The following is a 22,395-nucleotide window of genomic DNA, read 5'->3' on the forward strand; positions in this document are numbered from 1 at the left end:
GGGAGATTATGTTCCCACCCCACCCATGCGCGACAAAGCCGCGCATGAATGGGGCACCCGGATTATGGGTGGACCACCCGCCTCAAGAGTCCGACGGCTCAGACTGGCACTCCTTGCCCTGCCTCGACAACCGCCAGATTGCCACCAGCACCATCGCATCCGCGGAGCCATGAAATAAAAGAAGCTCCCAGATTGGGTAGAGCTTCGTTACGGTTGGTTTCACTTGCTCTATGATTGCCTGATTCTCGTCCGAGTCGTGAGCCTGGTACTCCTGGACGATCTTATAAATATGGGACCGGACATGGACAACATATCCCAGCGCCATGGCGTTGACGACGGCAAAGGTAAAGAAGCCTATCGAGAGCAGCACGGCGACCTGTTTCGTCTTTCGGGAGGGTTTAAGCGCGCCGAAGAAAGCCAGCGTGCCGAGCACAATCGTTATATAAATTCCCCACAGAGTCTGCTCTGCGTTGAATCGTTCGAAATATAACGTCACCAGGTCGCTGAATTTCATGCGCCCTCCCCGGGAAATATAGATATACCTCAGAAGTGCGGCGCGGGCATAACAAAAGCAACCGCAGATCCTTCACTCCGCCTGAAAAGCGGCTGTGCTCAGGATGACACGACTTGATTTTAGAGGGAGAACTGGTGGGAGTGTTATCCCCGCTCCCCAAATGCAAGGGACCGGGGGCAACCTCAGTTAGGTTGAGTACACCCGATGAGATTGGGGTCACCCGCCACCCGTCCTAAGATGAGATACGATAAGCGCAAATTGTTTAGGGGGCTGGAATGAAGATCAGACAGTGGGCTATAACTGCTTTTGTTGTCTTGGGGGGGTGTAATATCCAATCTTTCGGACAAAATGCGAAGCAGATTGCAGACCAAGGGAAGGGCAACCATCTGTATCACGCTTGCAAGGCAGCTATTCGTAACGCGGATTCAAATGAAACATCACTATCGCCAACAGAACTTATGGACATCACTGGATGTGAATCATATATTGACGGCTTCGTTACCGGCTCTAGTTTGCAATCCATAGCAGACCGCCACCTTTTCTGCCTAGACGAAAGTGTATCTTTGGGGGTTATCATTCGCCTCTACGTGCTGTATATGGAGAAGCATCCTAAGTTACTAGACGCCATTAAAGCTGAGGGACTTGTACGAACTTTAGAAGCTAATTATCCCTGCAGCAAGTCCGACCAGAAATGACCTGGAGATAAATTTGGTTGGCATGACTCAGAACACGTTCGCCCCCTGGGATGCGATTAGGGCAACTGCGCTTTGGTGGAGCCCGATTTTGGCTGGCTTTCTCGGCGCATTTGGAACACACTTGCTTACTCAATCACGCGAACGTGAGAAATGGATTTTGGACAACAAGAAACAGGAATACCGAGAACTGCTATCGGCGCTGTCTGATGCATACATTGTGACTATTTCTTCAACATTTGAAGAAATTCATAACGACAAAGACGGGCGCAAAAGATTCCACGACGCGCAGAACTACTCATTGAAGATTTTCCGTGACCGCATTTTCATTAATGATGATTTAGACCTAGAAGAGCTGGTTACACGGTGGGCCGAAGCCATCGGTTCGAAGGCTCCAAATTCCAGAAAGAAACTTCACCAAGAGTTCGACGCGATTAGGGATAAGATTGTTGCGGCTGCTAATCGTGCTGTGCCAAAAACTGCATGGCAACGATTGATGTTCTGGAGAGATTGACACAGCAGCGCGTCATTGGCACAAATTACGTTTAAATGAAATGGCGGGCCGAATGGCCCGCCATTTGTGGTTGGGATTGAATTTTGTTTACGCCTTGGCGGGAACGAGGTTGCCTAGCTTCTCCTGGACCATTTCGTAGGCGTGGGCGAAGAACTCTTCCTTGCTGATCTTGCCTGCGTCTACTTCGGCCAGGATGGCTTTCTGGGCTTCGTACTCGCGGTTTTTGATGCCGGCTTTGGACTGCAGCATGCGCCATGCCTTGCGGCGCTCTACGCAGAACATTACTAGCTGGCGGCTGAGCGAGTAGTAGGTTTTCTTGCCGCTATCGGTGTCCACTACTTCGATGTAGACGCCGAAGTCGGGGATGAAGGCGCGGTGCGTGGGGTCGAGGTAGCGGCGGTAGACCACGTCCTGCTGGGTGATGCGGACTAGCATGTTGTCCAAAGACACCAGCTTGTCTAGCTGCTCGGGCTTGACCTTCTTCAGGTGGTTGCGGAAGCGGGCTTCCGTGGTGCACCAGTGGGCTACCGTGTAGCGGCGAGTTTCGCCGGTTTTGTTGTCCTTGACTTCGTACCAGTCGAGGTCCTTCGTCGGGTTGCCGGTGATGTCGAGGGCTTCCTGGTAGCTTTCGCCCTTGCGGGGGTCGAAGACGAACTCGGGCACGCCACGGGAGTCGCGGACGCGCTGGGCCTGGTGGAGAGCCATGTCATCAGGGACGCCGTGCTCGGGCTGGCAGGTGGTGAAGGCCTGCAGGAACATGGTGCCGCGGTATTCCAAGCCGTCGAGGATGGCCCGGTAGAGCTTGGGCGCGTTGGCCATGGAGACCTGCGCGACGAAGGGCGAGCCGTGACCGGCGAGGAAGGTTTCCGCTACGGTCTTCTTCTCCGTGTTCTTGCCCTGCGTGGCTGCGCCGAAGACGTTCATGTCGTTGCCGCCGAGCATGGGGGTGGAATCGGAGTTCTGGCCACCGGTGTTGGAGTAGACCTGCGTATCGAGCATGAGCGCCTTCACGTTGGGGCGGTTCTGCAGGATGACCTTCGACATGTTCTGGTAGCCGATATCGCCCATGCCGCCGTCGCCGCCGACGACCCAGACCTTGGGCAGCTCGTGGATTTCGTCATCGGTCATCAGCGCGTCGGTGAAGTGCGTGAAGTGGTAGTAGGTTTCGGCGTCGATGCCCTTGCCGGCGAGGATGATGTCGGTGAGACGCTCGGGCAGGACGCTGCGGCGGGCGTGGTCGACGATGAAGCTTTCGCCCATGAGCCAGCCGACGGTGACGCCGTCCTGGAAGAGCGAGTTCATCCACGGGTAGGGGTGCGGGTTGTTCGGCGTCGTCGAGCCATAGACCGTGTTGCAGCCGGTATGCGCGGCCATGGCCATGACGGACATGCCGTTGGCGAGGCGGCCATCGATGGGCTGCAGGCTCTTGTGGTTGAAGGCTTCCGTGAGCAAGACCGCTGCCAACGCTTCGACGATCTGCGCGTCCGTGATTTCGCCGTGCTCCTTTTCGTAGGCGGCGATGCGCTTGACGGTGTCCTTATTGTCTTCTCCGCCGAGGCCGAGGATGAGGTGCGCTACGCCCTGTTTGAGCTGGGCGTAGGCTGCCGGATCAGAAGACTTGAGTGCTGCTAGCTGCGCGGGGCCTTCCTTTTCAAGCTGGCCGGCCTTGGAGATGAAGCGGTCCGCTTTCGCGTGGTAGACGGGCCGCATGTAGGCTTCCGTCACCGCCGCGATGGAGCGGAGGACGGACTTTTCACCGCAGCCGGCGCAGGCGCCGTCACCGGATACCAGCGCATCGTAGTTGGTGCGCACCATGAGCATGTTGCGCAGGGTTGCGGTCTTGGAGTCAGCCGGGTTGGCGGCGTTGAAGAGGCCGAGGTACTTTTGCGAGGTGTCCGGCAGGAGGTTGAGGAAGTGCGTGCCGGTTTCGTGCTCGGCATTGATTTCCTCGGTTTCGGCAACCATTTTTAGGGCTTCGTGATCGCCGCAGGCGGTGACGCAGGCGGCGCAGCCTTTGCAGAGGTCCGAGACGAAGATGGAGAAGATGCCGCCGGAGCCGGGCGACTTGCGCTCGGGCGAGGAGAAGATGGCGTTGACCTTCTGGTAGGCCATGGGCACCTTCGCGAGGATGTCAAAGAACTGCGTCTTCGATTCGGCGCTGAAGCCGTTGAGGGACTCCGTGACTTCCTTAATGATGGCGGGCAGCGGAGTTCCCTGCTTGATTTCGGCAAGCATGCGGGTGCGGGTCTGCTTTTCGATTTCGGGGAGGGCTGCGATGAGGGAGCGGCGGTCTTCGGTGTTGGTGACGTAGCGCGTGACCGCGGTTGAGAGCAGAGTGCTCAGGTCCTGCGAAGTGTTGGGGAGGGCTGTATCCGGGCAGACCGAGATGCACTCCATGCACTGGGTGCAGTTTTCGGGGATATAGAGCGGGGTTTCGCGGCGGGCTACGTACTTGCTGGCCGTGTCGCCGGTGGCTGCGGCGATGACACCCATGGCCGAGAGCGGCGTGGCGGGCTGGTCATAGCCGAAGCTGGAGCGGAACTCCGCGTCGAAGGCTTCGATGGAGGTGATGGGCGTGCGGGCGGCCTGGCCTGCGGGTGCAGGGGTGGCACGGCAGCCGATGCTGCAGGTGGCTTCGGCTTCTCCGCCAACGGGCACGCTTTCGAGGATGGGCAGAAGGGCCTGGCCGCGGAGCGAGCTGTGATCCTTGGCTGCGAGCTCGCCTACCTTGATTTCCTGGACGCGCTCGAAGCCCTGAATCATGACTTCCATGTTGGACTGCACGACGGCGTCGCCGAATTTGCCGAACTTTTTGACGTACTGCTTGTGGACGACGTCGCGGAACTGCTCCTGGGTGATGCCGAACTCCTGGAGGAGAGTGCTGCAGGCGAAGAAGGCTCCGAGGAAGGCGTTGCCCTGCATGCGGAGCTGGAGGTCGCCGCGATCGGTAGCCTTGCGGGCGATGTCAAAGCCCGGCAGGGTGAAGACGCGGATCTTATTGTCGATGATCTGCTTGCGGGCCCAGATGGGGAGGTTTTCCCATGCGCGCTCGCCGTTGGCGTCGGATTCCCACACCAGAGAACCGCCGGGCTGAATGCCGTCGAGCGGGTTGGTGTGCGTGAAGGCCTTGGGGTCGCAGCAGAGAACCGTGGTTACGTGGCGGAGGTCGCAGTTGACGCGGATGCGGTCCTTGGCGGCGACCATGAAGTAGCTGGTGGGCGCGCCTTTCTTTTCCGAGCCGTATTTGGGGTTGGCGCTGACGTGGATGACTTCCTTGGGATTGCCGAGCTCGTCGCGCTCGCCGTCGCGCTCGAAGATGAGGTCGTTGAGATCGCCGAGGATGGCTCCGAGGTTTTTGCCGGTGGTGATGGCGCCCCAGCCGCCGATGGAGTGGAAGCGAACGGCGACTGCGCCTTCGGGGAGGAGCGAGGGGGTTTCCGCGCCGATGACCGAGTAGGGATGGTCAATGCCGAGGACGATGAAGTTGGCGCCGTCGGCTGCGGTTTTGCCGTCTTTGCGGGCGAGGCCGGCGGTGGCGAACTCATACGCGCCGAGGATGTGCTCGGGGCGGAAGTCGCGGGAGCCGAGGCCGTAGCTGCCGCCGATGATGTGCGGGACTTCGGCTAGGGAGATGTGAGGAAGGCCTTCGGTGCCCTGCACGGCCTTGGAGAGCGCGGTGCGGATGTCGCGGCCCATAGGGTTGTCGCCAGCGAGGGCTTCGTCGGTGCGCTCAAGGATGATGACGTTCTTTTTGCCGCGAATGGCTTCCACGACTGCCGCCTCGGGGAAGGGGCGGATTACGTTGAGGTGAACGGAGCCTACGCTGGCATTGCGTGTCTGGCGGAGGTAATCCACTGCCGCTTCGATGTTTTCGGCTGCCGAACCCAGCGAGATGAAGACGGTATCGGCGTCCTCGGTCTTGTATTTCGTCACGAGGCCGTAATAGCGGCCGGTGAGGTCGCCGAAGTCCTTGTAGGCGGCTTCGAGGAAGTGGAGAATCGGCTCGGCGAAATTGTTGCGGCGGGCAACGACGCCCTGCATGTAGTGTTCCTGGTTCTGCACAGGGCCGAGCAGCACAGGGTTCGTCAGGTCCACCATCTTGGGAACGCGGCGGCGCGTGGGTCCAAAGAGGACGCGCTGGGCTTCCGTCGGGCTATCAATAATGTCGTCGGGGCGGCCAAGATACTCGCGAATCAGGTCTGACTCGTGCTTGTAGAAGGTGCGCTCAAGGTGGCTCGTCAGGAAGCCATCCATGATGTTCATGCCCGGCGTCAGGCTGAGCTCCGTCACGCGGCGGAGGATGAGCGCCTGGTCGGCGGCCTGCTGAGCGTCTTTACCGAAGAGCATAATCCAGCCGGTGTCGAGTGCGCCGTAGATATCGTCGTGGCCGCAATGCACGTTAAGCGCATGCTTGGTCAGCGCGCGCGCGCCAACTTCCAGCACCATAGTGCTGCCCTTGCCGGGAGCGTGGTAATACTGCTCGACGCCGTAGACTACGCCCTGGCCGGAGGTGAAGTTGACCACGCGCTTGCCGGTAACGGAGTGCGCAATGGCTCCACCCTGCGCGGCGTGTTCGCCTTCTGTCTCAATGGCGATGGTGCTGCCGCCAAAGACGTTCAGATGGCCTTCTGCGTAAGCCTGCTGGAAGAGCTCGCCGCCTTCTGTTGAAGGCGTGATGGGGTAAAAGACACCTGCGTCGGCGATGCGGGTCTCCGTATGATACGAGACGAGCTGGTTGCCGTTAGCGGTGACGCGAATTCCGGGATAGCGAGCTTTCATTGGGTTCCCCCTGGTTCTCTTCCTCCCGGCAGTGCCTGGGAGGGTTGCTGCATAAGATTGCGCGTTCAGCTTGCGCTTGAAAATGGTTGCGGTGCTTCTATATCCGCGCCGGAGATTGCAGGTTCCGGCGGCTCAAACTCTTCAATGTGCGGCCCCGGATGTGCAAGGTGCAGTGACGTTCCGCACCTTTATTGGGACCGGCTGGCTGGTTCGGCTGGGGCCATGCCCGGAGGGCCGGATTTCTACCATGCCACAGTCTAGTTGCCGTTGCGCAAGACGGGAAACAGGATGAGGCGTGCGTTTCCCGCATTGCAGGCTAAATGACAGTATGCACCTGCAGGCGTGAGACAGCGTCCTACTATATGGGAAATTGATTGAATTTATCCAGCGCAATTTTAAGAGCGAAGGATGGCATGCGAATTCGAGGAAAAACGGAGAGGGGAAGAACGGGTGGTACAGGTAGCCCAAGGCCAAAATACCGGCCTGGGGCACTCGTGATTTGCAAGCGCGAAAGTTCCGATTCCGGTTAAAAACTTCCGAATTTGTGGAATCGATACCATACCTGTGAATTGGCGGTTTTCTCTATGCGAAAAGGGTGAAGACAAGGCCGGGGCTAAAACCTTACTATGTCGGGGAAAGGAACTCCCATGTATTTGTTACCAAAGGCCGCACGCCAAGGATGGCTGCGCCTTCTTTTTGCTGGTCTTATTGCGGAAGCTACGCTGTTTCATTTTTCCGCCGTATCCCACGGGCAGACGGCGGTTGAGCAGGCGCGGGTGGCTGCCGAAGTGAACCGCGTTGCGGGCAACCTGCCAGAGGCGTCGAAGAACGTAATTGTGCGGTTGACGTCGCTGCGCTCGCTGCCGGACGGCACATGGAAGACGCACGCCGGCGATGTGGCGCATGGCGAGGCCGTGGACCTGGACGAGAGCGGATGGACACCGGTCGTCCGCAAAGAAGGCGAGCGCAGCACGAAAGCGCCGAAGGATGCCGTGTGGTTCCGGCAGACCTACACGGTGCCGGAGACGCTGAACGGCTACGACCTGACGGGCGCGCGAATCTGGTTCCAGTTCCATGCGTGGGCCAACGGGCCAATGCCGGAGATTCTCTACTTCAACGGACGGCGCGTGGCGCTGGGTGACGACCTTGAGCCGGTTGTGCTCTTCGATAAGGCGAAGCCGGGCGACAAGGTAGTGGTCGCCATCAAGCTGCTGCACACGGTGGACGAGAAGAACATCCAGGGCGCGGAGCTGGGCATTGACTATGCCGAGGGCAGACCGAATCCTGAAGATATCCGCGAGGAGTTCCTAGTAGGCGCGCTGCTGGTTCCGTCGCTTGCGCCGAATGACGCAGCGAAGATGACGACGCTGAATGATTCCATTCAGGCGGTCGATATCAAGGCGCTGGATGCGAAGGACCAAAGCAAGTTTGACGCGAGCCTGAAGGCTTCGCACGAAAAGCTGGAAGCGCTGCTGCCGCTGATGCAGACGGCTTCGCTGCATCTGACGGGCAACTCGCACATTGACGCCGCGTGGCTATGGCCGTGGACCGAGACGGTGGACGCGGTAAAGCGCACCTTCGGCACCGCGCTGCAGTTGATGTACGAGTACCCGCAGTACACCTATACGCAGTCTGCTGCTGCCTACAACGAGTGGATGGCTGAGAAGTATCCCGACATGAACGACCAGATTAAGCAGCGCATTGCAGAAGGGCGCTGGGAGGTGGTCGGCGGCATGTGGGTAGAGCCTGACCTGAACATGCCCGACGGCGAATCGCTCGTCCGTCAGCTTCTCGTCGGCAAGCGCTGGTACAAGCAGAACTACGGCATCGATGTGAAGATTGGCTGGAACCCCGACTCGTTCGGATACACGTGGCAGTTGCCGCAAATCTACAAGAAGTCCGGCGTCGATTACTTCGTCACGCAGAAGATGACGTGGAACGACACGAACCAGTTGCCGCTCAAGCTCTTCTGGTGGGAGTCGCCGGATGGCTCGAAGGTGCTGGCCTATTTCCCGCATGACTACGCAAACGGCGACCTGAGCCCGGTGCGTTTGGCTACGGATCTGAAGCAGGCACGCGAGCGCGCTCCGGGAATCACGAACATGATGGACTTGTACGGCGTGGGCGACCACGGCGGCGGTCCGACGCGCGCCATTCTCGATCAGGGCACACACTGGTCGCAGCCTTCCGTGCCGGCAAAGGTAGTTCCGCAGATGCCGTTCGGCCTGGCGCTTCCCTTCTTCAAGGACGTGGAGCAGAAGCTTGCGCCAGAGAGCCCGACGTGGGATTACCAGTCGATTGCAAAGGGATATAAATTCCCCACGCCTGTCGATGGAAAAATCTCGATTCCCACTTGGAACAGTGAGCTTTACCTTGAGTATCACCGCGGCGTCTTCACCACGCAGGCCGCTCACAAGCGCAACATGCGCGACAGCGAAGAAGAAGTGCTCAACGCTGAGAAATGGGCTTCCCTCGCATGGCTGGATGGCCGCGCTTATCCCGGCGGCGAGTTGACGGAAGACTGGAAGAAGGTTCTCTTCAACCAGTTCCACGACCTTGCGGCTGGCTCTGGCATCGGCATCATCTACAAAGACGCGCAGAGAGACTACGACTATGTGCGGCTTTCGACGAATGAGATTGCAGACAAATCGACTGCGCTTGTAGACGAGAAGATCAACACGCAGGGCGCGGGTACGCCGGTGGTTGTGTACAACCCGCTGGGCTGGGAACGTTCCGGCGATGTGCAGGCGCATGTAGATGGCAAGGACATCTCGCTGCATGTAGACCGCGTTCCGGCGCTCGGCTACAAAGTGGTGCATGTTGGCGCGAAGGAAGTGAATTCGACTCACCTGACCGCGGGCAGCGCACTTACACTTGCGAACGAGTATGTGAGCGTTTCAATCGACAAGACCACGGGCTGCGTAACGAGCCTGGCTTCCGCAGACAAGTTCGAGACGATTGCCTCGGGCGCTTGCGGCAACCAGTTGCAGTTCTTCAAGGACACACCGAAGGACTACGATGCGTGGAACGTGGACCCCGGCACCTTTGATGCAGCTCCGCAGACGATTGCAAAGGCTGACTCCGTAGAGGAGACAAAGCTCGCCAATGGCGCGCCGGCCATCAAGGTCACGTACACATGGGGCAAATCGAAGTTTGTGCAGACGTTCAGCATTCCGGCTGGCTCAGACATTGTCGATGTGGAGAACGACATCGACTGGCATGAGGCGCACGTGCTGCTGAAGGCATCCTTCCCTGTTGCCGCAAGCAGCGATTTTGCAACGTACGAAATTCCGTATGGCTCGATTGACCGCGCAACCACGCGGAACAACTCGTGGGAGAAGGCGCAGTTTGAAGTACCTGCAATGCGCTGGGCTGACCTTGGCAATGGAAAACATGGCTTGAGCTTGCTGAACAAGGACAAGTACGGCTATGACGCAGTGGGCAACCAGCTTCGCATTACGCTGCTGCGCTCGGCAAAGTGGCCTGACCCCGATGCCGATATGGGACGTCAGCACTTCCACTATGCTCTCTATCCGCATGCGGGACCGTGGAAGGACGCGCAGACCGTTCGCCGCGGATGGGAGTATGACTATTCGCTATCGGCAGTTGTGACAACGGCTCACACGGGCTCGTTGCCTGCTTCGCATTCATTCGCTTCTGTCACGCCGGAGAACGTGGTGCTGACAGCGGTGAAGAAAGCAGAAGACGCCAACGGACTTATCTTCCGCGTGTATGAATGGGCAGGCAAGGCTGCCACGGTAGAGTTCCATGTACCGGCGGGAGCTACGGGCGCGACAGTTACGAATCTGCAGGAAACGCCGGAAGGCGCTCCGCTTACGGTTTCAGGCGACGTGGTGAAGGCGCCGATTAAGCCGTATGAGATTCTCACCATTCGCGTGGATTACAAAAACTAGGGACATAGGGACTAGGGACGTAGGGACTGGAAAGACTCTGCGCCCCGTGACCTTATTCTGTTACTCTGGTTGCCGAAGGAGCTTGGTCGCATGGATATTACTTCGCCGTTTTTTGTGGTGCCGCTGATTGCGGTGGTATTTATCGCGTCAATTCTGTTCTCGACCAGCAGCAAGGAAGATGGGCACGAAGAACACGGCTCGCACTAAGCCCAAGATGAGACGGAAGGATTACTGAGCCGCTGCGAAGAACTTCGCGGCGGCTTTTGTTTGTGCGGAAACAGTAGTCAGGATTTTCCGCGGAAGGTACACTGCAGGCAACCATCATGATATGGAACCGCTGGGTGCGGATGCGCGTATCTGGGGATATTGAGAGTCAAGGTTAGGAGTTGGGGGCTATGTTGCGTAATCTTTCTCGAATGGGTCTGGGGCTTCTGGTGGCAGCGTCTTTGGCCGGCTGCCGCGTAAATGTGGACAAGGGCGCGAATGGCGAAGATAAGAAGGTCCAGGTGGATACGCCGTTTGGCGGCATCCATGTAAATACGAACCAGACGACGGCTGCGGATCTGGGGCTGCCGTTGTATCCCGGCGCGCAACTGGTAACGGATGACGAGCACAAATCCGCCGATGTGCATATGGGCTTTGGCGAGTGGCAACTGCGCGTGCGTGCGGTGACCTACTCCACGCAGGATGAGCAAGACAAGGTTGCGGAGTTCTACAAGAAGGCGATGGCGCGCTATGGCGACGTACTGACCTGCAAAAACAAGCAGCCAATTGGCACTCCTACATCCACCTCGGAAGGACTAACCTGCGCAGATGACAGCGGCAAGGGCGTAAATGTGAATGTGGACACAGATGACCAGAAGAAGAAGGGCTTCCACTATTCCGTGCATGACGGGATTGAGTTGAGGGCCGGGTCGAAGAAGCATCAGCACATTGTGGGTATGCAGGATAAGAAGGAAAACGGTAAAACGGTCTTTGCGTTGGTCGCGCTGGATTTGCCGGGGTCTGGCTCGAGCAAGGGAACGGATTAAGAAACCGCCACATGGCAGCCACGGCTTACTACCAGCCTGTGGAAAACTCTTGTCAAGCTCCTGACAGCACCTAAAACCACACAAGTCGATGAAAAAAAATGCGAAAAACCTTCTTGGGATTTGCGCTCAATTATCTCGAATTTGCTGGACTTGAATCAGTAGAAGAAAAACGGCCCGATTCCACATGGAGTTGGGCCGTTCTGTTTCCACACGCACAAACATAGACGCGCAACTAAAAACAGAATAAATACATGAAAATAAATAACTTAGGAGACAGAAAGAACGGCGACACTGTGGAGAATGCCGCAATTACAACAAAACAAAATACTTCTGGCGGGAGTCTCCACAGGAATTCACGGGCAATCCCAGGCTCAGGTTTTGTACAATTCCACTCAAGTACGACATCCCCTGAAACAATTTGGAATTGGAGTTGTAATGCCAGTGAAGCCTTTTCGTATTTCTGCCGTGGCGGTGTTGTCCGCGGCGGTTAGTCTCTACGCGTCTAGCCTCTACGCGGCCGACAAGCAGAAGGCCGCACCTGCCGCACCGGCGGCAACCGATCCTTATGCCGAGGTTCAGCCTGCGGTAGAGAAAATTGACCTCGACATGTACCAGCGGATTCGCGAAGAGGGCTTGAATCACTCGCATGTCATGGAGTTCGGCTCCGCGCTGATGGATGGAATTGGCCCACGTCTCACGGGCTCGCCAAATGCGAAAAAAGCCAACGAGTGGACACGCGACACGCTGACGAAGATTGGCCTCGAAAACGCGCACCTTGAGGACTGGGGCGAGTTCGGGCTTGGCTGGCAGCAGCTCAACACCTGGGCACGCATGGTAACGCCGGATACGGCGGTACTGATGGTGCAGGCCACGCCGTGGTCGCCTTCCACACCGGGCGCGGTAACAGGCGATGTAGTGTTTGTCAGCATCCAGAACGAAGCGGACTTTGACAAGTACAAAGGCAAGCTGGCTGGCAAGGTTGTACTCTTCGGCGCCATGCGCGAGGTTCCTCCGGTAGAAAAGGCCCTGTTCAGCCGCTACACGGAGAAGGAGTTGGAAGAGCTGGAAGCGTTCCCGGTAAGCAATGGCGGCGGCGGTGTTCCTCCGGAGATGCAGGCACGGCTGCGGGCCTACATGGAGCGTGCGCGGTTGATTGACAAGATTGCGCAGTTCTTTGCCGATGAAAAGGTAGCAGCAGTAATTGAGCCGAGCCGCGATGCTTCCAATGGCGGCGGTTCCGGCGGCACGTTCTTTGACGACAACGGCGCAACGATTGGCCGCACGCCGTACATCGCTGAAAAGCGTGTGAAGATTCCCGTGGTTGTAGCAGCGATTGAGAGCTATGGCCGCTTGTATCGCCTGACGCAAGCAAAGGCCCCAGTAAGCGTAGAAATCAACGTAGAGACAAAGTTCACCGGCGAACACGAGCACGGCTATGACACCGTTGCGGAAATTCCCGGAACCGATCCAAAGCTGAAAGATCAGGTAGTCATGATCGGCGGGCACCTGGATAGCTGGATTGCCGGAACCGGCGCAACCGATAACGGCGCGGGCACAATTGTCGCAATGGAAGCGGTGCGTATTTTGAAGGCGCTGGGCATAAAGCCGCGCCGCACAATCCGCATTGCACTGTGGACAGGCGAAGAGCAGGGCCTCTTTGGCTCACGCGGATACGCCGTGCAGCATTATGGCTCGGCCAAGCTCTCCGACGCACCAGACCAGAAAGCTTTGCCGGATTTTATGCGCCGTGCAGTTGGCCCGCTGGAACTGAAGCCGGAGCAGAAACTTATTTCGGGCTACTTCAACGTAGACAACGGCTCAGGCAAGATTCGCGGCATCTACACACAGGGCAATGCGGCAATCGCGCCAATCTTTGCGCAGTGGATCGCTCCGCTGAAGGACCTTGGCGTAACAACAATTACCAACCGCAATACCGGCGGCACGGACCACCTGAGCTTTGACGCAGTGGGAATCCCGGGCTTCCAGTTTATTCAGGATGAGCTGGACTACGAGACGCGCACGCACCACTCGAACCAGGACACGTACGAACGGCTGCAGCCTGCGGACTTGAAGCAGATTGCGACAGTCGAAGCAATCTTCCTGTACAACACGGCCCAGCGCGACCAGATGCTGCCGCGCAAACCGCTGCCGAATCCTGCGGAAGAGCAAAAAGCTCGCGAACCGCTTGGCGTGTTCCCCGGAGCACAGCAGTAACGCTTTCGTTGCTTGAAAGCCCATCCTTGCATAGCGACGCAAGGATGGGCTTTTTCATTTGGGTTGTACTAAGCGATAGGATGAGTTGTTAGAAACTCCGCGAGGAAGAGCGCATTGGAACTGAAACATCTGCTGTCATTTGTGAAGGTGGCAACCCTGCTTAGCTTCAACAAAGCAGCGCGGCAACTGCACCTGTCGCAGCCCGCGCTAAGCACGCAGATCAAGCTGCTGGAAGAAGACCTTGGCGTCAAACTGCTGGAGCGAAATCGCAGAACAGTGCGGCTAACGCCGGCAGGCGAAGCATTGCTATCCGATGCCGCAAATCTGCTCGAACAAGTAAGCGAAACAGAGCGGCGCGTTGCGAAAGTTGCTTCAGGAGAGGAAGGGCACCTTCGCATTGGCTTTGTGGCTTCGGCAACGGCAGAGATTGTTCCGGCAGTGGTGCTGGCTTTTCGCAAGCAGTATCCGCGCGTAAGCCTTTACCTGAGAAATATGCCGACGGTACAACAGGTTGAGGCACTGCGCTCAGGCACAATTGACGCGGGTTTTGTGCGTATGCCGCTGCATGAACCAGGATTGATGGTGGACTTGGTGCATCGCGAGCCGTTTGCAATCGTAGTGGCAAAGAATCACCCACTGGCACACGAGAAAGAGTTGTCCGTGAAGCATCTGGCACATGAGCCATTTGTGTCTTATGGACGCAGATGGGCTCCGGAGTTTTATGAGAGCTGGACCGGCATTTGCCGCAGAGCGGGATTCGAGCCAACCGTTGTACAGGAGACAGGCGAGATGGAAACGGCGCTCGCGCTTGTAGCTGCAGGACTCGGCATAGCAATTCTTCCGGAAGGAATGGCAAAACGCCACCGGAGAATCTTTCGCATCAAGGTGCTCAGCGCGGAGAAGACGAAATCGGAAGTGGGTATTGCTACGCTTGATGGTCCCAGCTCGCCGCAGATTGAACATTTGATTGCAACAGCGAGAAAGTTAACGCTGCCCGGAAATACCAGAAAAAGCTAAATTGTCTGTAAACCCTATTTATAGAATTTTTGGATTACTGAGTTCCAATAATACAGTTATCACTATCACTGCATTCCCTATCTAATCGTATGTATCGCGAGAATTCATAGGCCTCGCGAGTCTCTCCGGTTGCATGGCGATGCGCCGGAGAGGCACAGGACCTTGAAGATGAGGAGACAGGGATATGATTTCCACGACTGTGACAGAAGCAGAAGTAACAGAGAGGCAGACGGAACAGAAGCCTCTTTCACGGCGCATGTTCGTTGGTGCCGCAGCACTGGCCGGCGCGGGATTTTTTGGCGCGCAGGCAGTGGCACAAACCCGGCAGGAGCAGATTACCGGACGCAAGAATGGCGTGAGCGATCCCGGCCCGGAGAACAAGGGCCTGCTCGATTTGAATCCGAACAGCAACATGCCTCCATTTACGGACCATGGAAACCCGGGGCCCATTTGGTACTCGTTTGACCTGGCTCCAAAGCGTGTGCAAGCAGGTGGATGGACACATCAAGTGACGCAGCGTGAGCTGCCAACTTCGCGAGATTTGGCCGGCGTGAACATGCGGCTGACTTCGGGGTCGTTCCGCGAACTGCACTGGCACACGGCAAACGAGTGGGCGATTATGCTGACGGGCAAGGCTCGCGTGAGCGTGATGCAGCCGGATGGCAAGATGTTTCTGGACGACGTGGAAGCAGGCGACCTGTGGTATTTCCCTGCCGGCTTTCCGCACTCGATTCAAGGATTAGGCGCGGATGGATGCGAGTTTCTGCTGGTGTTCGATGAAGGCGCGTTCTCTGAAGATGACACCTTCCTGCTTTCGGAGTTTATGGCGCATACGCCGCCGGAAGTAGTTCAGGAGAACATGAGCTGGAATCGGCAGCAGTTCGATAAGTTACCGGAGACGGAACTGTATATCTTCCCTGCAGAACAGCCTGATTCGCTGGAGGCAGAGAAGCGGTTCCTGGGTGAAAACCTTGAAACCGTGAACAAGTACACCTTCAAGATGGCGGCGATGAAACCTACAAAGAAGACAGAAGGCGGCGAAGTGCGCATTGTGGACTCGACGGTGTTTCCAGTTTCGACAGGAATTGCCGCGGCGATGGTGACGATTAAACCCGGAGCCATGCGCGAGATGCACTGGCACCCGAACACCAGCGAGTGGCAATACTGGATTAAGGGTAAGGGGCGCATGACCGTGGTGACGACACATGCGACAGCGCGCACCATGGACTTTAATGCGAACGACGTAGGCTATGTGCCGAGCATGGCGGGACACAGCATTGAAAACACGGGAACAGAGGACCTGGTGTTTCTGGAGATGTTCAAATCGAACCGCTATCAGGATGTGTCCCTGAACCAGTGGATTGCGCGGATGCCGGACAAGATGGCGCAAGCGCATTTGAAGCTGTCTACGCAGGTAATTCGTCAGGCGCCGCAAGATAAGAATGTAATTCTGCCGCGGTAATAGAAACACTACAAAAAGAGACGCTGCCAAATAGCCGCGTCTCTTTTTATAGTCAGGATGGGCAGACTAGAACTGCCCAAACTTTGCGCTTCAAGTGTGTGGCTTGAAATGCAACAATTCTTTTCAGGCTCCCGCTGCTCTCGTCTGTACAGCCATCGCTCTCAACCTAATTCCTGCAAATCTTATGCGACAGTCAATCTTTGAACTGCTCCGCATTTTTATTACTCGATGAACTGCATCAGGACAACACCATTCGCAATATCAGCAAGTACGCTCAGCAATGGCGGCCGCAACTGGGACTTGGCGTGATACCCGGTGCACCGTCTCCGCGCTACTGGACCAGTGAGGATTTGCTGGAGCGCGACTTTGGCTCTCCGATTCCGACGCTGGCACATCATGTCATGCACCTTGACACTGACTATGCCGGAGTTAAGCACGCGCGTGAGACTATGGCTGGCTGCGCAGGATTGATATACGCCCTGCATGCCGAGCCGGCAACACAGTTGCTGAATAACTGGTGCACAACACTTCAGCCAACCATCAAAGAAGAGGGACTCGCCGTCTTCCCTGTCTATGTACCTCTAATGAACGCCGGAAATATTGGAAAGAGTTCGGCGGAAGACCTTGCGCGATGGATGGGAGATGCCCAGGTCTACATACGCGAGAGCCTTGAAGACCTGGGAGTGGTGATTCTATCGACTATTCCGCTGGCGACGGCCTTCAATAAAGCCAACATCATGGTTCCCGATCTGGCTGCACCGCGGAAATAAGGAAGCAATCTTCTACGGTGTTCCTTCTAATAATGACCGGAACGAGCAGACTTAAACTTCCGTCCCATATCATCCCAAGCGCATAGCTTGATATTCAGCAGCTTGGCCAACTCTTGCCAGCATTCCCGGAATTGCTCAACTCCCAATAGGCACGCGCTGGCTCTAGGCCCCTCCCAGCTCTCTGCAAATTCCAGTCACCGTAAATCTATGACCTTTCAGCCCGCAAAATCCGTCATTCGCTGATTCTGGCTTCCCGTAAATATACGACCAAATTAGTCTTCATTTGTCGGCAGCAACTGGCACCACAAGAACAACAAATTCTGCAGGAGTCTTTTGGCGAAGCCTTGCGGAGTTTGGGAGATCGACTAACCGCAGGCACACGACTCGTCGTGTCCTGCAATTCTTCATTACCACGGAGAAGTTGCATGGGCATTCTCAGCTTCCTTCCCGTTCGTCCGGCCTGGCGACAAGCCCGGTTTTCCGCATGGGCACCAGTTGGTTCCCTGCCTGAATCCACTTTGCGCTCTTGCTATGCCTTGCGCGCAAAAGAGCTTGCACATTTTATTCAGCAAGCACTGGAGATGGAGCCAACTCATCCGCTCCATGCCGTGGTGTGCCTGCTGGAGCGCCGGCTGGAAAATGTCGTCTATCGCATGGGATTTGCGGAAAGCATTCCGCAGGCTCGCGCATTGGTTCGACGCGGACACATCCTTCTCAACCGCTACCTGCCGCAGAGCGCAGGCATGGCTCTGCGGCCCGGCGATGTTGTGCATTACACGCCGCAGCCGTACGATGCCAACTCCATCACGCATTTCCCCAAGAGGCCACTTCCCTCCTACTTGCAATATCTGAATCCGCACACAACAGACCGGGGGATGATGCTTTCGTTTCCCACCCTCGACGACTCGCCTTTGCAGCTTTTCCCACGCCGTACTGACACTCATTGCCCTTATGCAATGAGCTATCGAATCACTTTCTGACTCAAGGAGGAATTCATGGCTGACTCTCGCATTCTTCTTGCGCATTCTCCCCAGGGCGCAATCTTTGCCTGCCAATGCGGCGCCATTCATGTCGTCACAGGCGGCATCACGCTTTCTTTCTCACTCGAAGAGTTTGTTGTTCTGCTAGAGCTTCACCACCAGGCAATCAATGGGCTCGAAGCCAACCTCATCGCCGTGCGTGAACTCTGCGCCATGAGTTACGCACAGCAAAACGCGAGCCGGACAATCCACTAGACGGGAGACCACAACATGGCAGAACATCTTCCGCGAACCTCCTCCCGAAAGCGCGCCCCTGCACGGGCGCTTCCCGCTGGGTATCACAGCACTGCGCTTCCTGACCGGCTTGCTTCCTATATGTTGCGGCTGGCGCCAACGGAAGTGGATCTTCTGACCGTAGCAACCAGCAAGCGCGTTGTCTGTCTTAAACCCGAATGGCCTGAGATTCTCTGGGATCTTTTTTCACTCGGGCGTGCGCGATTGCTTACTGCGGGCACAGGTGCTTTTATTGAACGATACGGTATCTATCCCTCTCCGGAAATTTCAGGCTCCATGGTGTCACTGTTCGATGAAACGATGGAACTGCGGCATGACCTTACTCAATGGGGACGCGCCTTTGCAGTGTTTCCCTCTGTCTCAGCGAATATCGCCGCGCCAGAATACGGCCTCCATTTCTTCGACAGAAGAGGCGTCGCCATGCACAGAGTCTTTCTCTCCTCTTCCGGCTCGGCGGATGCGTTGGAGCGCATTGCCGAAGAATATAGCTGGCATGGCGAGGACAACTCGACAGAGCTTTTCAGTGAAGATGCTTCTATGCAGCCGTCATCGCCGCTGGTTGCAATTGGCGCAAAGCTCACAGCGCTACAAAATACTATGCTGCTACGAAGAGTCCAGAACTACGAGATTGTGCGCGCACTCCATAACTGTCATCAGGAGCAGTCTCTGGCTCGAATTTCGATTGGCAATGAAGGCTCGCTTCAGACCTATCGAGGTAGAATTCGCGCCATTCACTCCAATACCTCATGGACATGCGTCATAGATGGAGACACGGTGCTTTACATTCGTGACGCGGAGATTGCGGAGACATGGATTACGCAATCTGCAACAGAGGATGGCGAATCTCTGTCTCTCACTGCGTTTGCCTCAAATGGCAAACCCATTGTCACGTTGTGCACAGAAGAGTGCGGCAGCTTGCGCTCTGATGAGCGATGGAATCGCCTGCTGGAAGGCCTGCCCGATCTCTAAGCAGACGCCTGTACATTGCACGAGGAATCTCAACATTGATACCCGAGGAAATTATGAGAGAAATAATAGCCAGGCATGAAATCACGCGTGTCCGCAAAGATGTAGTGCGGCGTAAGCTGACCGTGGCTTCCAAGCAATTCATCACACCGCGCATGCTGCGAATCGTATTTGTTTCCGAAGAATTGGAGGGCTTTGACAGCCCCTCCGCAGATGACCACATCAAAATCTTTCTTCCCGGCAAGAACGGCGATGCTCCCGTGATGCGCGACTTCACGCCGCGTGCATGGGATGTGGAAGCGGGAACACTGATATTGGAATTTGCTCTGCATCCGAAGGGGCCGGCAGTCGAGTGGGCACGTAGAGCAGAGATCGGAGACATACTGGAAATCGGTGGTCCACGCGGATCAATCATCGTGCCGGATGACTTTGACTGGTATCTGCTCGTCGGCGATGCAACAGCATTGCCATCCATTGGCCGCCGCATCGAATCTCTTCGTCCAGGTGTTCCTGTAAGCGTATTTGTTCTTGTCGCAGACCACCGTGAACAGCAAGAGTTCCACAGCGCTGCAGATTGCAACATTAAATGGCTCAACTCAAGCGGACGTGTTGGACTGGATGCGCTCGCGCTGCGAACTGCCGTGGAGAAATTTCAGGCTCCGCCGGGAGATGGTTTCATCTGGATCGCCGGCGAGGTTTCCATTGCACGGGAACTTCACCACTATGCCGTAAATACTCTGCATCATCCTAAGCAGTGGATCAAAGCCGCCGGTTACTGGTCCCAGGGTGAGGCGGATGCACATGAGCGCATCGAGTGATGCTGTTGAATCAGGACAGAAACCGTCGCAATCTTTCTTTCGCATTTCAAACAACTTAATCAAAACGAGGACTAAATCAGTCCGCGCAAAGTGCGACTAAATGTGTCTCTTTTCAATAATTTACGAGAAAATTTCTCTTGCTCTTGAGCTCAGATTCGCGCAGAATGAAAAGCGTCGGGATCGACAACATCAGGAGGATAAGAGATATGTCAGCGATTCAGAATGGACAGTGCGGACTCTGTACCCACTTCGGCGAAAGCGACAAGCAGAGTGAGAAGCTTGTCACGATTCGTACTTCCCATGAGGCTCCCGAAGGCTTCATCGAAACCTGCGGCCACCCCAAGCTCGCCAACCTGCGTTTGAAGGTTACGCCCATCAGCGGCTGCGACGGGTTCGCTCCAGCGATTGCAGCGTAACACCGCTCTTCAGCAAAACAGAAAAAGGGCCGCAACTGCGGCCCTTTTTCTTTGTAGCATTGCCAGGCACTCTCACGCGTGTTGTTTCTCTGCAACAAAGTAAGAACCGGCGACCAGCATACATGCAATCGCTTGCCCAACAAGCGATTCGATGTTGGGATACAGGGAAAACCATAGCCCCATCCATGCGGGAATCCGCGGCACAAGCCATGAAACATCGTGCGATGGCATCCAGTGTGCAAGCTGCATCTCTTGCACCTGCTCACCTACCATCACTAGCAAGACAGCACCAAGCATAACTCCCGTAAACACCAGCATCCTGCGATATGGAAGCTTACGATGCGCAATAAACGTCAGCACAGCCACAATGCCTGACAACACGACTCCAATCAAAACACCTTCCAGCACAATCGCACTTCCCAGCTTCAGCCGATAACTCTGAAGAAAGAGCACAACCTCAAAGCCCTCGCGATAGAAGGAAGAAAATCCAAGCAGGCCAAGCCCCCAGAGAAGCTTTTTCGCAGCACCCGCATCGCTAGTTAACTCTCGCTTCTTACGGTTGTGCAGAGAAATCCATCCGGTCCAGTACACCTTGTGAAAGAACCAGTTCATGACAATCAACAGCACCACGATAGCAAGCAGGCCAGTCGCAGCCTGAAGGTTCAGCGCGGAGACGCTGCTACTCAGGTCATCAAGAATCCGCACCGCTAGAAACCATGTGATGACAGTAGCCACCGCACCAATCGCCGCACCTCCGGCAACCGGACGTTTCTGCGCGCTCTGCTTACCGGTCATGCTGGCAGTAATTGCCGCCAGCACAAGAACGCATTCCAGTCCCTCACGAAGAACAAGGACACCGATGTCGAAGATAGCCGCCCCAGCTCGCTTGTTAGCGGCAACAGGATCGGGAACTCCCAACGCAGCAGCAACGCGCCATGCGAAAATGCTTCCTCCTGCCACCGCGCACAGCAGCAAAAGAGAGCGTATGGAAACCCATCGCCGCCACCCGGAATGATTTGCTTCACCAAAAAGAAGTTGGGTCATCAAAGCTCCTGGTGCAAAGCCCCGGCGGCATTCTTCTGTGCCGTTGACACAACCCAGTCCACAATCCGCTCATCAGGAAGCAGGGCCTGCGATGGCATACGGTAAGTCAGCCCATCAAGCCGCTTGCGCAAACCATCCTCAATGCCTCCATAGGAAAGTAACAGCGGCACAATCAACGCGCTATTCCCGCTCTTTGTTACTTGCTCGACCTTTTGCCGAAGCTGTGCCGTTGCCGCGTTCCGCACCGGGTCATCTGCATCGTCGCGCAGGGTAAGGCAATCAATCGCAGCATAATGTGTCGTCTGCCTTATCTGCTCTGCAAGAACTCCCATATCCTTGAGCCAGAGTTTGTTGTCATCGTCCGGCACAGGCCCGTGCGCTACCAGGATTACAACTTCATGCGAGGAGTCGTGACTGACAGAAGCAGCGCGGTCGGTAAGAATGGCAGCAACTACAGGATGAGCATCCAGAGCTGGAGCCATGTGAATGGGTACGGAAGATGTAACAGGCTTCATGGCATCTGACTGTGCAGCAGGGTCATGCACTGCACTGTGGTCCATTGCGCCGCAGTGACTCATGCCATGGTCCATCGCAGCAAATTCCTTCAGGTCTTCCGGCATCTGCGATCGCAGGCCAAGCAAATATGCCTGGCTTTCAATCACAGAACTGTGCGAACTGACGAAGAGAGGAACAGCAACGATTTCCGTGACGTGCCGCGCAATGAGGCGGTCAATCGCCGCCTGCGTGGTTGAACGTGTTGCCATGCCGAAGGCAACCTCCGTGGGAACCTGGAGGTCTGCTTTGTCGGCAACATGACGCACCTCTTCATTCCATTCGAGAGAACCCCCATGCGTCAGCAGGAGCACCCCCGGCCGTGGTGCTTTTGCTGGCGCCGCGCCCTGCCCAAAGGCAGCAGCGCAAGAGAGGCAAAGCATAAATAGAGCAAATGTGATTCGCTTCATAGGTGTCT

At 56.4% G+C, this 22,395-nt stretch carries 17 protein-coding genes; 13 read left to right on the plus strand and 4 right to left on the minus strand.

Annotated elements, in window-relative coordinates; all coding sequences use genetic code 11:
- Nucleotides 1-82: 82 nt before the first annotated feature.
- Entirely contained in the window at nucleotides 83-514 is a 432-nt protein-coding gene (locus AC5S3R_RS12480) for a hypothetical protein (RefSeq protein ID WP_494267369.1), read from the minus strand.
- Nucleotides 515-789: 275 nt separating this feature from the next.
- Between AC5S3R_RS12480 and AC5S3R_RS12485 the strand changes: the two genes are divergently transcribed.
- Both AC5S3R_RS12485 and AC5S3R_RS12490 read left to right on the plus strand, forming a co-directional pair.
- A complete protein-coding gene (locus tag AC5S3R_RS12485; protein WP_494267370.1) occupies nucleotides 790-1,209 on the plus strand; it encodes a Rap1a/Tai family immunity protein in 420 nt (139 codons plus the stop codon).
- A 22-nt stretch (nucleotides 1,210-1,231) separates the two neighbouring features.
- Nucleotides 1,232-1,720, plus strand: a complete 489-nt coding sequence (locus AC5S3R_RS12490) for a hypothetical protein (protein ID WP_494267371.1) — start codon at nucleotides 1,232-1,234, stop codon at nucleotides 1,718-1,720.
- 87 nt (nucleotides 1,721-1,807) lie between these two features.
- Here the strand turns inward: AC5S3R_RS12490 and AC5S3R_RS12495 are convergent, their stop codons facing one another.
- On the minus strand, nucleotides 1,808-6,499 hold the full coding sequence (locus tag AC5S3R_RS12495) for a 2-oxoacid:acceptor oxidoreductase family protein (RefSeq protein ID WP_494267372.1): 4,692 nt from the start codon (nucleotides 6,497-6,499) through the stop codon (nucleotides 1,808-1,810).
- A gap of 647 nt (nucleotides 6,500-7,146) precedes the next feature.
- Between AC5S3R_RS12495 and AC5S3R_RS12500 the strand changes: the two genes are divergently transcribed.
- From AC5S3R_RS12500 to AC5S3R_RS12550, 11 genes are all read left to right on the plus strand, one after another.
- Nucleotides 7,147-10,413 (plus strand): alpha-mannosidase, encoded by a 3,267-nt coding sequence (locus AC5S3R_RS12500; protein ID WP_494267373.1) that lies wholly within the window; start codon nucleotides 7,147-7,149, stop codon nucleotides 10,411-10,413.
- 395 nt (nucleotides 10,414-10,808) lie between these two features.
- Entirely contained in the window at nucleotides 10,809-11,444 is a 636-nt protein-coding gene (locus tag AC5S3R_RS12505; protein WP_494267374.1) for a hypothetical protein, read from the plus strand.
- Between the two features lie 435 nt (nucleotides 11,445-11,879).
- On the plus strand, nucleotides 11,880-13,658 hold the full coding sequence (locus tag AC5S3R_RS12510) for a M20/M25/M40 family metallo-hydrolase (protein ID WP_494267375.1): 1,779 nt from the start codon (nucleotides 11,880-11,882) through the stop codon (nucleotides 13,656-13,658).
- Between the two features lie 114 nt (nucleotides 13,659-13,772).
- A complete protein-coding gene (locus AC5S3R_RS12515; RefSeq protein WP_494267376.1) occupies nucleotides 13,773-14,675 on the plus strand; it encodes a LysR family transcriptional regulator in 903 nt (300 codons plus the stop codon).
- Nucleotides 14,676-14,859: 184 nt separating this feature from the next.
- On the plus strand, nucleotides 14,860-16,137 hold the full coding sequence (locus AC5S3R_RS12520; RefSeq protein ID WP_494267377.1) for a cupin domain-containing protein: 1,278 nt from the start codon (nucleotides 14,860-14,862) through the stop codon (nucleotides 16,135-16,137).
- A gap of 200 nt (nucleotides 16,138-16,337) precedes the next feature.
- Entirely contained in the window at nucleotides 16,338-16,907 is a 570-nt protein-coding gene (locus AC5S3R_RS12525; RefSeq protein ID WP_494267378.1) for a hypothetical protein, read from the plus strand.
- Between the two features lie 581 nt (nucleotides 16,908-17,488).
- Complete coding sequence (locus AC5S3R_RS12530) at nucleotides 17,489-17,887, plus strand: S4 domain-containing protein (protein WP_494267379.1); 399 nt, start codon at nucleotides 17,489-17,491, stop codon at nucleotides 17,885-17,887.
- Between the two features lie 15 nt (nucleotides 17,888-17,902).
- The gene (locus AC5S3R_RS12535; RefSeq protein ID WP_494267380.1) at nucleotides 17,903-18,142 is read left to right on the plus strand and encodes a hypothetical protein; all 240 of its coding nucleotides are present in this window, start codon (nucleotides 17,903-17,905) and stop codon (nucleotides 18,140-18,142) included.
- A gap of 15 nt (nucleotides 18,143-18,157) precedes the next feature.
- On the plus strand, nucleotides 18,158-19,150 hold the full coding sequence (locus AC5S3R_RS12540) for a ChuX/HutX family heme-like substrate-binding protein (RefSeq protein WP_494267381.1): 993 nt from the start codon (nucleotides 18,158-18,160) through the stop codon (nucleotides 19,148-19,150).
- A gap of 53 nt (nucleotides 19,151-19,203) precedes the next feature.
- Entirely contained in the window at nucleotides 19,204-19,965 is a 762-nt protein-coding gene (locus AC5S3R_RS12545; RefSeq protein WP_494267382.1) for a siderophore-interacting protein, read from the plus strand.
- Between the two features lie 206 nt (nucleotides 19,966-20,171).
- Nucleotides 20,172-20,381 carry a hypothetical protein gene (locus AC5S3R_RS12550; protein ID WP_494267383.1) on the plus strand — a complete coding sequence of 70 codons (210 nt, stop codon included), beginning with the start codon at nucleotides 20,172-20,174 and terminating at the stop codon, nucleotides 20,379-20,381.
- A 72-nt stretch (nucleotides 20,382-20,453) separates the two neighbouring features.
- Here AC5S3R_RS12550 and AC5S3R_RS12555 read toward each other — a convergent pair whose 3' ends face one another.
- A complete protein-coding gene (locus AC5S3R_RS12555) occupies nucleotides 20,454-21,425 on the minus strand; it encodes an FTR1 family protein (protein ID WP_494267384.1) in 972 nt (323 codons plus the stop codon).
- Complete coding sequence (locus AC5S3R_RS12560) at nucleotides 21,425-22,387, minus strand: sirohydrochlorin chelatase (RefSeq protein ID WP_494267385.1); 963 nt, start codon at nucleotides 22,385-22,387, stop codon at nucleotides 21,425-21,427. Before AC5S3R_RS12560 ends, AC5S3R_RS12555 begins: the two co-directional genes overlap by 1 nt.
- Nucleotides 22,388-22,395: the final 8 nt, after the last annotated feature.

It is taken from the genome of Occallatibacter sp. FHG110214_02 (assembly GCF_059115385.1).